The sequence below is a fragment of the Chryseobacterium sp. NRRL B-14798 genome (genome assembly GCF_050470705.1).
In the GTDB taxonomy this organism is placed as follows: Bacteria; Bacteroidota; Bacteroidia; order Flavobacteriales; family Weeksellaceae; genus Chryseobacterium; species Chryseobacterium cupriresistens.
In genome coordinates, this window is the sequence record NZ_JBFLUL010000002.1 from 1 (window position 1) to 12,571 (window position 12,571).

Annotated in this window: 18 protein-coding genes; all 18 read right to left on the minus strand. The window is 33.0% G+C overall.

Going from position 1 to position 12,571, the window contains the following annotated elements:
* The coding region (locus AB1278_RS00110; protein ID WP_429811578.1) for a very short patch repair endonuclease at positions 1-248 on the minus strand (248 nt) is incomplete at its 3' end.
* Between the two features lie 35 nt (positions 249-283).
* Positions 284-1,327, minus strand: coding sequence for a DNA cytosine methyltransferase (locus AB1278_RS00115; protein ID WP_429811581.1), 1,044 nt, complete (start codon positions 1,325-1,327; stop codon positions 284-286).
* A gap of 122 nt (positions 1,328-1,449) precedes the next feature.
* Positions 1,450-1,968: a hypothetical protein gene (locus AB1278_RS00120; RefSeq protein ID WP_429811584.1), complete on the minus strand. Its 519-nt coding sequence runs from the start codon at positions 1,966-1,968 to the stop codon at positions 1,450-1,452.
* Positions 1,961-2,407, minus strand: coding sequence for a hypothetical protein (locus AB1278_RS00125; RefSeq protein WP_429811587.1), 447 nt, complete (start codon positions 2,405-2,407; stop codon positions 1,961-1,963). Before AB1278_RS00125 ends, AB1278_RS00120 begins: the two co-directional genes overlap by 8 nt.
* Positions 2,404-2,604 carry a PD-(D/E)XK nuclease family protein gene (locus AB1278_RS00130; RefSeq protein WP_429811590.1) on the minus strand — a complete coding sequence of 67 codons (201 nt, stop codon included), beginning with the start codon at positions 2,602-2,604 and terminating at the stop codon, positions 2,404-2,406. The genes AB1278_RS00125 and AB1278_RS00130 overlap by 4 nt, the downstream gene beginning before the upstream one ends.
* Positions 2,601-3,032 (minus strand): hypothetical protein, encoded by a 432-nt coding sequence (locus tag AB1278_RS00135; RefSeq protein WP_429811593.1) that lies wholly within the window; start codon positions 3,030-3,032, stop codon positions 2,601-2,603. The genes AB1278_RS00130 and AB1278_RS00135 overlap by 4 nt, the downstream gene beginning before the upstream one ends.
* A 114-nt stretch (positions 3,033-3,146) precedes the next feature.
* Positions 3,147-5,030, minus strand: a complete 1,884-nt coding sequence (locus tag AB1278_RS00140) for a DUF1998 domain-containing protein (protein WP_429811596.1) — start codon at positions 5,028-5,030, stop codon at positions 3,147-3,149.
* Positions 5,031-5,032: 2 nt separating this feature from the next.
* Positions 5,033-6,055 (minus strand): helicase-related protein, encoded by a 1,023-nt coding sequence (locus AB1278_RS00145; protein WP_429811599.1) that lies wholly within the window; start codon positions 6,053-6,055, stop codon positions 5,033-5,035.
* Positions 5,983-6,579, minus strand: a complete 597-nt coding sequence (locus AB1278_RS00150) for a hypothetical protein (protein ID WP_429811601.1) — start codon at positions 6,577-6,579, stop codon at positions 5,983-5,985. The genes AB1278_RS00145 and AB1278_RS00150 overlap by 73 nt, the downstream gene beginning before the upstream one ends.
* A gap of 322 nt (positions 6,580-6,901) precedes the next feature.
* Positions 6,902-7,291, minus strand: a complete 390-nt coding sequence (locus AB1278_RS00155) for a hypothetical protein (protein ID WP_429811604.1) — start codon at positions 7,289-7,291, stop codon at positions 6,902-6,904.
* A gap of 425 nt (positions 7,292-7,716) precedes the next feature.
* A complete protein-coding gene (locus AB1278_RS00160; protein WP_429811607.1) occupies positions 7,717-8,322 on the minus strand; it encodes a hypothetical protein in 606 nt (201 codons plus the stop codon).
* 299 nt (positions 8,323-8,621) lie between these two features.
* On the minus strand, positions 8,622-9,083 hold the full coding sequence (locus tag AB1278_RS00165) for a hypothetical protein (protein ID WP_429811610.1): 462 nt from the start codon (positions 9,081-9,083) through the stop codon (positions 8,622-8,624).
* 232 nt (positions 9,084-9,315) lie between these two features.
* Positions 9,316-9,741, minus strand: a complete 426-nt coding sequence (locus AB1278_RS00170; protein WP_429811612.1) for a hypothetical protein — start codon at positions 9,739-9,741, stop codon at positions 9,316-9,318.
* Positions 9,742-10,172: 431 nt separating this feature from the next.
* A complete protein-coding gene (locus tag AB1278_RS00175) occupies positions 10,173-10,445 on the minus strand; it encodes a hypothetical protein (protein WP_429811615.1) in 273 nt (90 codons plus the stop codon).
* 91 nt (positions 10,446-10,536) lie between these two features.
* Entirely contained in the window at positions 10,537-10,731 is a 195-nt protein-coding gene (locus AB1278_RS00180; RefSeq protein WP_429811618.1) for a hypothetical protein, read from the minus strand.
* A 27-nt stretch (positions 10,732-10,758) separates the two neighbouring features.
* The gene (locus AB1278_RS00185) at positions 10,759-10,923 is read right to left on the minus strand and encodes a hypothetical protein (RefSeq protein ID WP_429811621.1); all 165 of its coding nucleotides are present in this window, start codon (positions 10,921-10,923) and stop codon (positions 10,759-10,761) included.
* Between the two features lie 267 nt (positions 10,924-11,190).
* Positions 11,191-11,430, minus strand: a complete 240-nt coding sequence (locus AB1278_RS00190) for a hypothetical protein (protein ID WP_429811624.1) — start codon at positions 11,428-11,430, stop codon at positions 11,191-11,193.
* An 896-nt stretch (positions 11,431-12,326) separates the two neighbouring features.
* Positions 12,327-12,571: hypothetical protein (locus AB1278_RS00195; RefSeq protein WP_429811627.1), on the minus strand; the 245-nt coding region annotated here is incomplete at its 5' end.

The following is a 12,571-nucleotide window of genomic DNA, read 5'->3' on the forward strand; positions in this document are numbered from 1 at the left end:
GAATTTGTAGCGGGAATTCTTCCTTCTCTGCAATCCTTATGATAATGCCAAAAACAGCCATGAACAAAGATTACTGTTTTATATTTGGGTAAAACGATATCTGGTTTTCCTGGTAAATCCTTTTTGTGAATTCTGAATCTAAACCCTTTCATGAAAAGTTGTGAACGTAAAATCATTTCCGGTTTAGTATTCTTCCCTCTGATTTTACTCATCACTTCACTACGTTTTTCTTTTGACCAGATATCCATTCTTTTATGATTTTATTGTAAATTTACTACTTATTCTATAGGATTACTTTGCTTTTTACTATAAAATCATACAATCCAATTGCAATAGCTTTTGCTAAAGGTACAGGAACGCCATTTCCAATCATTTTAAATTTTTTAGATAAAGGTAATTCTACAGGCAAAATATAAGTATCTGGGACACCTTGTATTCTTAATGCTTCTCGAACCGATAAGCGCCTATGCATATATGGATGTAGATGCACTTCATTATTTCCATAACAAGCTGTTGGACTATATCTAAAACGATGAAGTCGTTTGAAAGAAGGTCGGTTTGTTTCGCCTTCTTCAATTTGCTCTAATTCGTTTACAGATTTGTACAAAGTAAAAATCTCATTTGCATTTGGAATTGTATTTAACTTATGTTTTGGAACTAAACAACTTTCTACACATAATTCAAAAGGCACATTTTCCGGTTTTTTCAATAATTTTCCAAATGGAACTTGTTTTCCCCAATTGTATTTTGTTGCTGCATTATGATATTTTTCATTTACAGGAAAAGGAAACCATTTTCCAAAAGGTGTTTTTGCAATTGCTTTTTTGCTAAGGCAATCTTTTCTAATACCAACAAAAAAAACACGTTCCCTATGTTGCGGAACGCCATGATTCAAAGAATTTAATTTTTCGTGATCAACGTAATATTCTTTCTCAACTCGTTTTAAAAGCTTTTGCAGATACTCTTTTGTTTCTTTTCTTTTCATTAAACCAGTTACATTTTCCATTACAAAAAAGGTTGGTTTTAATTCTAAAATTTTATCAAAGTAAACAACAGTAAGTTTACCTCTTTCTCCATTAAAACCTTGCAAATTTCCGTTCAAAGTGAAATCTTGACATGGCGGTCCACCAATCATTCCAAAATGTTCAGGTTTTCCATTAGGAAACGCTTCTGAAATTATTTCTTCTGAACTAATTTCTGTAATAGATTTAGTATTAAAAATTTCCGCTTTAATATCATTGCCATTAGATTTTCTCCAAGAAGTAATACCAGCCGCATGTAATTTTGCAAAAATATCATCAAACTCATTAGACCATGACAATCTCAAAACCAGCTTGTTCAAAACCCATATCCAGAAAACCTCCACCAGAATAAAAAGAAAGAACAGGTATTTTAGTTGTCTCTTTAAACATATTATTTTATCAAGGATTCAATATCTTTTCTTTTTAACTATTTCAGTCGGTAATATGTAAAAACTGCTTTATAATTTTGAAATCTTTCTTCTTTTTTTGTTTTCCATACAGCAATTAAATCATCCATCTCATTCAACCCATTATAACCCGGCTTTAAAACACCATGGAATATCCGATCGAAACCTTCAAGGCCTTTAGAAAATAATAAAATGAGCGGATATTCTTTTTTCAAGTAGAAATTATTAAATATTGAGCGTAATACTTGATTACCTGGCAAATCATGTATTTCTTTTCCTGGCGATTTATTATCTCCATAATAAATAACTTTGTTAGAAATTAATTCATCCGGCCAATCATTATCTTTGAATGTAGTATAAAGTACTATTAATTTAGGAGATAACGAGCTCCCAGAAAAACGGATTCCTGATTGATTTCCTACAGGGAGAAGCTTAGAGATTGGTTCACTTGATAGATTGGAAATTCTACCACCTTTATATGTAGCACCTTTTATTAAATCAGCATCTTTTAATGATTCAAATTGTATTACCTTATCCATATATCATAGTTGTTTCAGTGATTGAATAAACAAATTCTGTCGATTCTTTTCTGACATTATAAATTCGAATTTGCTTATCCTTATGACTATTTAGTTCGTCAAACATTTTCGAAGAAAAATTTTTAATAATTAGATTCTTATTTTCATTTTGCAAAAATACGGTTACGTTTCCATTCTGAAATTTCTTTACATCTTTAATTTCACCCAATACATCGTTGAAAGAATAATCTGTTTCAAGTTTCTTATGAAAGAAAGAACAAGCTGGTCTGTAAAGACAATACTTGCAATTTTCCTCTTTGGGATTTGCCGAAAATGACTTTGTATTTATGCAATCATTAGTCGATGTTAGAAGGTTTTTTGCCTCGTCAAAAAGCGCTTTACATTCTTCTTCTGAAAACTCAACCGGAAATTTCTGTTTCGCTAAATCAACCAAACTCAAATCCGTTGGAAACTTGTTTGTGTTTTCAAATACAAGTAAGCGTAAAGTTTAAGTTGTTCTTTGTATTCGTTCTTTACATCTGAATAAATTTCGCCCTCATCATCTAAGCAATCTTGTGTGATTGCACCGGTTTTGAAGTCCAAAATTTCTATTTCATTTCCGTTCTCAATCACTAAATCAACTTTTCCACCAATCAATTATCTTGCGATTCAAACCATTTTTCAGAATGAAATTTTGAATTACTAAAACTTGCCGACTGTTCGGATTTACTTCGCAAATGCTTTTTTAGTTGAATTTTCTTCAATCCAAAATTTCGTAAACTAATTTTTAACGGGACAAAAAAGCCAAAACCTTTTTGTCGCAAATCTTCTTCAAGTGCTTTCACTTGCTTGTCAAATTCTGCATTAAAATCATCTTCATCTTTCACAATTCCTTTAGCAATCAGTTCAAGCATTTTGTGCAAAACCGTTCCGAAATACGCATTTGGCGAAAGCGGAAGTAACGGCTTCTTGTCAAATGCTTCTGCCAATAACGATTTGTAAGCACAGTTTTTCATTGAGTAAAATTGGCTTGGCGAAATGCGTTTGATTTCCTTAAAATTTATTTCTCCAACTTTATTCATCATCTCTCTATCAATTTTTCATAACACCAACCCGGTCTGCGATGCAAGTTAAATGTGTCAATTATGCTAATTTTTCCTCCGTTACCTTCAGTATGTTCTTTGATTTCATTATATATTTCAGCCAACCAATTTGCTTCCGAAAAATTTCTCATATTCCAGAATGGTGTGAACAATCATTATCACATTTCGCTGACGTCTTCCCCACTTGATAATTGGTAAACCCTCAATTTCTATTATTTCAGTTGATTCGTCTTTTGAATAAAAAGAGTCATAGAATGAATTTCGCAATTTTTTAGCAAATGCAAGCCAATTATGTAATTCAAAAAAGTTGAAATTTCCATCTGCTCCGCAAACAAAAGTTGAGTCATTCATTAGACGAAGCATTGATAAACCTAAATGCCAATCAAGCAAACTGTGATAGTTCATATTCCGGAACACTTTCAAACAATCGTAACACGCATCATCACATTTTTCTTGATGGGTTTGCGAATGAATTTTTCCTAAATAACTGTTCGGATTACTTGGATTGATAGATTCTGAAAGGATGTTTGCAAGATTGTTGTATAAATATCTTACGAAACCTGAACCATTTGGTAATTCATCAGTCAAGATAATTTCGGCAATTCTTCTTCCATCTTCAAGTTCTTTCATTGAAATATCAGCAATTTCAATTTCTGTTGGGTCAACGTCAAGTTTGTCTGCTAAAATTCTTTGAAGTAAGAATGCTGCGGAATAATAACCGGAACGCACTCCATTACTTTGTGCTTTGACGTGTGGCAAATCTGTTTCGCTAAAAAACATATTCAAGTCAAGTTCATACGGAACATTTGTTGGTGTAATTCTGAATATCTCTGTATTTTTATGGCTCGCTAACGCAATTTGCTCGTCAGCACTTGTTGCAATTTGTTGAATAGTCATTGAATAACCACTTTCATCAGGAACATTTGTTGCGAAGTCGTTTAGCAACCATTGGTTATTGAACCAATATCCGTTAGAATTAGAAGGAAAACTGTTATTTGTATTGTAAAGTCGTCCTGTGAAAAATTTATCAGAATTTGTGTTTACACGCCAAGTAACATCATTATCAGAAATAGAAAATGAAGCGTTACCCATTGTTTTTTCGCTTGCCGAACCTATTTTTTCAGCAAATATTGGCGGACGTGAAAGCAAAAATTCAGAATCATCTTTTGTATCGCTTCCGGCTGAAAGATTTGTTCTGTATGCTCTTGGTGATTTTAGTTTAAATGGCGGTTGATATTTGTTCGGATTGTCTTCACCACAATTTGGACATGCATCAAATTGATTTTGGCTTTCCAATTCAGCTTTTCGTTCTACAGAATATGTTTCAAAAAATCCACAAGCTCTACAACGCACAAACCAGCGGTTAAGTGAAAAGGGAAGAAGATTTGCCGTATCAACATTTGTTATAGTTTCAAAACCGTTTCTGCGTGTTTTAATAAAATCGCTTGTGAAACCAATTACTTGATGAATGGCTTTGTCTTTTGTTTTCTGTGCACCCGGTGCAAATTCATAAATTGCCATTGCTTGAGCTCTGTCAATAGAAAGTGGTTCAGGTTTTCTGTTTATACCGTGATACAAATTTTTAACTGTGGTTGGCATTCCAAACATTGGCAAAATTCCGCCTTCGGCAAATTTTTCAGAAATATCATTGCTTGCAATTTCTTCATTGTTGATTATACTTTCAGCTTTTTCAATAAGACCATTAGGTGTTGTTGTGTCTGATACCCAATTTACAAATTCATTTTTTTTGTCTTGTAATTGTGGCGGTAGTAACGCATCAACAGTTTGTTCAATGCTAGTTCTGTTTTCATTTATCCAATTGGAAATTTCAGGTTTGTAAACAATCCAACTATCAACTGACCCAAATTCACCGTGAACACTTGATTTGTCGTCAGAAGTAATATCAATTTCTTTTTCAACGTATGCTTTGCGTAAGATTTCTTTTGCAAGCAAACGTCTAAAAATTCTTTCTTGACCCATTGTCAAGAAAGGTGTTGGTGGTGCATCGCCTGTAATTTTTGCGGATTAGCGAAGTAGAATTCATCGTGACTTCTACCTCTACAAAACGTCAAAATAACCGAATAAGCTTGCCCTCTACGTCCTGCACGACCAACTCTTTGTTGATAGTTGAAGCGTTGCGGTGGCATATTTCCTAACATTACAGCTTGCAAAGCACCAATATCAACACCAACTTCAAGAGTTGTTGTTACACTCAATAAGTCTATTGTTTTGACTTGTCTATTGCCTTCATCTGGTAAAATGATATTTCTGAAATGTCTTTGTCTTTCAAATTGGTCGTCTGTTTGTCCTGTTAGTTCTTCACAATGCAAGCGGATTGGAGAACGTTGCTGTTTAATAGCGTTGAATGAAAGATAGTTTTCTTTCCAAATATCATCACAAATTTTATCTGCTTGTTGTTGTAATTCAGTACAAGAATGTGTGCAAATTCCTCCGCTAAAATGCAAATGTGGTCGGCTCCCTCTTTGGCTTGTCCAAATAGAGTCTGTTTGGCGAGCAACTTTAACGAATAGATTTTCAATTTGAATACCCGAATCACCTCTCAATAAATTACTTGTTGAAAGAGTATTATAAACGGCTTCTCCTATTTCATTTTCTTGTTTAGAAAATCTGTTTGCAATAGCACGAATATATTTTTTAACTTGTTCAGGGAAACTGCTATATGCTATTATCGGTGGATTGAAGGGAATATTGTCATCATCGACTTTGTTATGTTTATACTTGTCACCTAAAATCCTAATTGTCGAATTTAAAATTTGTAAAAAATCACCTTTTGATAAAGCAACTCGACTTGCTTGGTCTGAGATAATTTGCAATTCTGAATTTATACATACGTAGCCCAATGCAGAAGATTCAAATGAATAAAAAAGAGATCCAAAAAATATCGAAGCTAGCCCGTTAAATGAGCCTTCTTTTAATTTGTCAATATATTCCTGACTTGCCCCGTTCGCCCATTGAAAATTTTTAAAATCAATAAGTTCATACAAGGAACAAAATTCCCATTAAATAATTTTGTTTGAAGCGAAATATCGTTACCACCGGGATTTATCCCTAGACTTATAAAGTGTTTAATGAGTGGTGCAAGGTCTAATGTGTTTGTAATATGAACTAAACTTCTCACATTTAAGGTAAGTGAACGAATTTCACTTAGTTTTGAAAAGGCTATTTCTTTTTCTCTTAGACGATTTGCGTTTGTTCCTGCGTAATTTGCGTTTTCAACTAAATATTCAATTTCATCAAAAACTGCTTGAGACTGCTCTTTTAATTCTTGTTGCGTTGTTATATATCCATTATCAAATGCATTCACAATTTTATAGCGAAACATCAAATTAGAATGTAACTCTTTGACTAAAATTTCACGTATTAAATCTGTAAAGTGATTGCGTTCAATTCCGTTTGCAATTTGAGCAGCATCTTCACGACTATCAGAAAACACAATTAATTTTCGCTTAGGATCTTCCGTTTCATTGTCACCAGTGGGTAATTGATACATTAACTCTTTTGCAAACATTTGTGTTGTTTTAGCAAAACCTGTTCTAAAACCACGAATGGAGGAAGTTTGCTTTTATCAAATCGTTGTTGCCTTTTTTGATGATTTATTCCACAGCTCGGACAAACACTTGGTAACGCTCTATGCGTTTCTACAGTAATATCTGAATTGAAATATTAAAAGCTATATCTCGGTTTGTAGAATTGTAATTGTAAAATAATACCCTTTATCCATTGTTCAGGTATTTCATTTGTTTTCGTATGAGAAAAATCAATATCTCCTGAAATACAATTCAATGAAGCCGGAATCCAATTCGCCTCAAAATCAACTTGATTAAAACCATTTAAAGTTGGTTGTCGCCAATAATTTTGAGGAATACCTTGTGCTGCATCGTGTAGTGTGAATTGTTGATTGCCACTTGGCCAAAAGACAGCATACTCCTGATAACTTCTTTTTTCAACCAGTTTTGCAGGTGTTTTTCAGGGAATACCTTCAATATTAGGGCTAATTGGAGCATTTCAAAGGAGTTATTTCCTGATTTATTTCTTGTAACTAGGCGGCTTCCACCAAATAATGTAGTTCCGCAATTATCACAATAAAGCAATTCTAAAACACGGTTTCCTTTTTCTGAATTTATGCGTGTAGTTGAATACAATTTCCCAACGGTTTCTTTCCTTGTCTGAATATGCTTCGTCAATTTCATCGGGTTTAACAGAAGTCCAAATTCCTTCAATGTTTCTAAAGAATAGTGAAATCTAAAACGTGGTAATTTTCTGTCGTCAGGAATTGTTTTTGCAATATCTTCAAACTCTTTTCATCTAACATTGCTCTTGCAATTAACAAACCACGCAAAGCATTTTCTAAATCCTCTTTGTTTGTTGTGTTTCAAGATTGTTTCAGCAAATATTTTTCGTTATCATCACCGTTTGCTTGGATTGAACAAACTGCTTTGTAATCTGGCAAGGCGAAACAAACGTTCTTCAGTTGAAAACTTGGATTGATTATTACTGAAAGTAATTTTGAAATCCGCTTCCGTCTTGTGATAAACCGAAAGTTGTTGCAAGTTGTATTGCACTTGCTTCACAGGTGAAATGAAATTTTCATTAGCAATGTTTCCTTTTACTTCCGAAAATTTTTCCGCAATTTCTTTGAAAGGATTTATTGAAGTTTTCTTCCGTTTTCAGGAAATGAAGTAATTGGATTATTTTTCCCTTCAATGATTTTGAAATTTTGATTGAAATGTTCGTGGTTCACGCCAAAAAAATCACACACAAAGTTTTTACTTTCTTCGTCTCCGGCTTCTAATGAAGCACTTGAAGCAAGAATGCGTAATTGTGGGTGATTAGGATTTAACCCCAATCGATTAAGGACAAGTTTAAGCAAATATGCAACTTCCGTTCCTTGTGTTCCTCTGTATAAGTGCAACTCGTCAATGATTAAGTGAAAAATGTTATTTTCGCTTTCTTCTAACCATTGTTTTGTTTCATCAAAAATTCCTTTGTCAATATCCCGCATTAACATTATGCTCAACATTGAATAGTTTGTAATCATAATGTCGGGCGGGGCAACTTGCATATCAAAACGACTTCTCATTTCTGCACCGTCTAAGCGTTGGAAAAATGATTTTAAATCTTTTGCATCGCTTTTTGTTTCTTCTGTTTGTTGAATGTATTGTGCAACACGGTTTGAATCCGTTTCAATTTGTTGTAACTGTTCTTTGAGTTGATTTACTTTGTTGGTGGTTGATTGCAAAAGTTCCGTCATCTTTTATTTTCTTCAACTCACCGGCAACAGGCGAACTTCCGTTGTATCGTCCAAAATAAATTTTATTTCCGTTTGTGTTTTTGCTCAACCAATTTTCTTGTGTCGTCAGAATCTAACGCTTTACGCAAACGGCTCATTTGGTCTTCCACCAAAGCGTTCATCGGATAAAGAATCAATGCTCTTACACCGGCTTTTTCGTGTTTCGTGATTTCGTTGTCTTACATCATTGCTTAACGTGAAATTTGAAGTATTGACAATTTGTCTTGCAGAAAGTCCACCATTTTCACGCCACCAAGTATTTATGCTTGTAGATTGTTGATTGGGTGCTGTCCAATTTGCAAGTTCTTTTGAAAGTTGAGCAAACAACGGAAGCAAAAAAGATTCTGTTTTTCCTGAACCTGTACCGGAAGTGATAATGCAATTATTTTCCAAGCAATGCTTGTTTCAACATTTCTGCTTGGTGCGAATGCAAAGGGAAATCTCCAACAAGTCCTGTATTTACAAGTCCTTTGAAAGTTTTTAGTTTCTGATTCACTCAACGCATTTCCTAAATCTTCTGCGGTTAAATTGTTTATTTTCTTACCACTTGAAACATAATCGGGCAATGGTTCAATCCAAGGTTTACGATAAAGAACTTTATCATAATTCAATAAATCATAACGCTCTTTTTCAACGCCTTCAAACTTTGTTCCGAACGCTGTTTTTACATAGCGGATAAAATTTTCTTTTATGGTTTCAAACGAACCTATTGGGTCTTTCATAATGTTGTATTTATTGCTGTTTGACCTAATTTTAATCTGAATAAGTTTTGAGTGAAAATGCCAACTACATTTTCATAAACTCTATATTTTTTACCGTCAATTTCTCTGAATCGGGGGCTTTCCGCTTAACACATAATTGCTTCCGACAATAATCTTGGCAAAGGTGTTGCAATAGGAATTGCAACTTTATTGCTTGAGTTGTCAAACAAAATAACTTCTTTTTGGAAGTGTTTCAACGCAATAAATCTTCCCAATTCATATCAACTTTATAACATTTGTTGTTTTTCCAAAGTTTGAACTCATAAGTATATTCATTCAGTTTGTATCTAACCAATGAGAATGATTTGTCAAAAGTGGGCGTTTCATTTTTGTCAAAATCTAACGTTTCAGGATTGAAAATGTATCTCGCCCAATCGTAATCATTTTCATTAGTTTCTTGTAATGTTTCTTCGTAGTCCGTAATGGTTGCAGAAAAATCTTGCAATGCAACTTGCGGATAATAATCTGTTGTAAATTTTATATTCAATTCGTTTGCAAATGCTTTAATACTGTTTTCACCATAGGAATCATTTACTTGTTGGAAAGCCCTTATGGTAATTACATCAGGCAAAAGCAATCTTTCGTTTGAAGAAAATTGCTTTGTAATTTCTACTTGCAAATTGTACTTTGGTGCTGTGGTTATTATTTTTTCAATTAACGCAGTATCTCTTGCTCCAATCAGTAAAACCTTTCTCCCTTTTTCTGCCGGTATGAAAATAAATTGCAGTGATTTAAAACAATCTTTTTCGTTTCATAATCGTAGTCAAGTATTCCTGTGAAATCGTAAAATTCAATGACACTTTTTTGAGTTTTGTAAGATTGTAGTTTGTGCTTGCTTGATATTCAGGAAATTCTTTTGAATAGAAAAATTCAAACGCTTTGAAAAAATCCTCCGTTGTAAGCTCGCTTTTCAATGATAGAAAATTGCAAAGATTATTTCCATTGTGATTATTAAAAATTGCAGTCGTAATATTTGTTAGAGTATCTTGAATTCTAGAAGTAAATAATGAGCCATAAGTAGAAAAATATCTTTGGCTTGATTTATTTGGATTACAATGTTACTTCCCAAACAAAATTGTTCCGCATCTGTTGTAACATTTCGTCCAAATGCATCTCGTTCGGTAAGTTGGAGCCGCCAACTTTTATTGCTGTATTATCTGACGAAACAAGATTGTATGCAAGTGCATTCCCTGAAAATGTTTCATCTTCAACTTTAATGTAAAAATCGGTATTTGTTGCTGTTTTTTCGGGTAACAACCAACGGTTGTCGAGCGATGTTTTTTTAGAAAGAAATATTTTTTCGTCTGTATTTTTGTATTGCAAATACACATTTTCGTTTCCGTCTGAATTTACAATTTCGACTTCCGGTAAAAATTCATTTGAATAGGTTCTGAATTTTTTTTTAACCCACCAACTAATTCAATACGTTTTTCGGTGTAAAGTGTAAGAATTGAATGCCAGCAAGACTTTGTTTTGGATTGCGAAACCAAAACAAAGAATAATTTTCAGGCAAACCTTCAAAATCTTCTTGTTTAAAATTTCCGTTGCCAAATGTTTTGCCCCAATCTTTAATAAGTTCTTGCTTCTCGTTTTTGCATAACAAATACATTCTGTCTGTTTTTGAAAGAAAGTCGTTTCAATCCAAAAATTCGTTACTCAACTGAAATGTTCCTGCACTTACAAATAATCTTACATCACGGTTTGGGAATTTCGCAATCCATTTATTGAAAATATCTTTCAGTTCAAGTCCTTCGTTAAATTCAAGCAGTACTGTTTTAGACCAACCATTTATTTCATACAAGTTTTCGTGTTCGCCAAATTTCAAATCTTCTGGATAATCATTGACGAGTACATTCTGTAAGAAACGAAATGAGTCATCGTTTGTGTTTACTCTAAATGAAGAAACAAAGGTGCAACGGTGTAATTTCTTTTCTTTCTTGTTGTTGTTCCTTCTTCATTTCTTCGTGTGTTTCGCCTGACCATTTTTTGTATTGACGTTGAATTGTTTGAATGATTGAGTTGGATAACTCATCGTCTTTTTTCAAAAAATCTAACGTGCTTTTAGGAATTAAATCAGTTCGGCTGTTTTTAATTTTTCTTGTAAAAAATTATCATCGTAAAACGTGTTCGGCACTAAACCAATAGATTCAAATAATTCCGGCAAACGGTTTAAAAACTTTGGTGGCAGGACACATTGCGAAAAAACTTTTCCAACATAAACCCAATTTGCATTTGAAAAGGGAACTACATTAAACAAACCTAAATCACATTGTTTTTTGATATTAGCCCAATTCGCCAAATCTTCCATAAACAATTAATTTGATTATTGCGAAAATCAGCTGTGCCAATATTTCCATTTATTAGATGACTTTGCAGAAAAGCGTTAAGTCTGCGTAATAAGCATCTGCTCTTAGATTAGTGTCATCTTATCTTCTACTAATGGTAGTACCAAAAAAATTAAATAGGAAATAAAATGGTGGATACAAGACAGGAATATCTTCTATTGTAGCCGGCGTTCCATCTTATCTTTTTTTCCTACAAGATTATTTTTAGAATGAGCAAATTTTGCTTTGCAATAACATTTCCATTTGAACCTGGAAAACCACGTTTAATAGAATTGATAAAATCTTTCCAAATTTCTTCTTCTGTTTCAATATCGAAATATATACTTCCAATCAAAATAATATCGGCCTTAGTCAAATATAATAAACATCCCTACCACTATTAGCCGCATTAAATAAATATTCTGATATAGCATTATTCCATTGTAAATATTTCATCATTTGATTTTATATTGACAAGATTTTTTTACTCCTCAAATAGAAAGTTTAAACTTAATTTAAAGCATTTTACTATATAATTCATTCAAAAAAAATACAAATATTTTTATTGAAAATGGTTTACTTTTTAATATTGTAAGTTTACAAAAATTATTCTTATTCTCCATAGTACAACAAGCTTACTCTTATACTAATCTATCTTAATCTTTTTATTTTTATAAAAAGCATCTTTAAAAATATTCAGGCTTAAAGGCCTGGAAACGGACATAAAATCAAAACTTCGAAATTGAGGCTGACAAAAACTATGTGTAAATTTTCTGAACGACATCAGATGCGAATTAAATAATATTTTTTTAATTTCCTTTACGGGAAACCAATTATGGTAGAAACTGCATTTTGAGGTAAAATATTAACTGTGTTTGCTTTAGCAAAAAGCTCTAAGGCTGCAGGCTTCGGAGGGTATGAGACATAGGTATAGACGTCCATAAACAAAAAAAAACAGCCTCAAAAAGGCTGTTTTATATTTTGAATTCAAAATTCTTAAAATATGATAAAGAAGGTTGGATCTATTTCCCAATACAAAACTTAGAAAAAATATTCCCAGCACTTCATCATTGGTCACCTCTCCGGAGATTTCACCAAGATGTTCCAGGGCATTTCTAAGCTCGT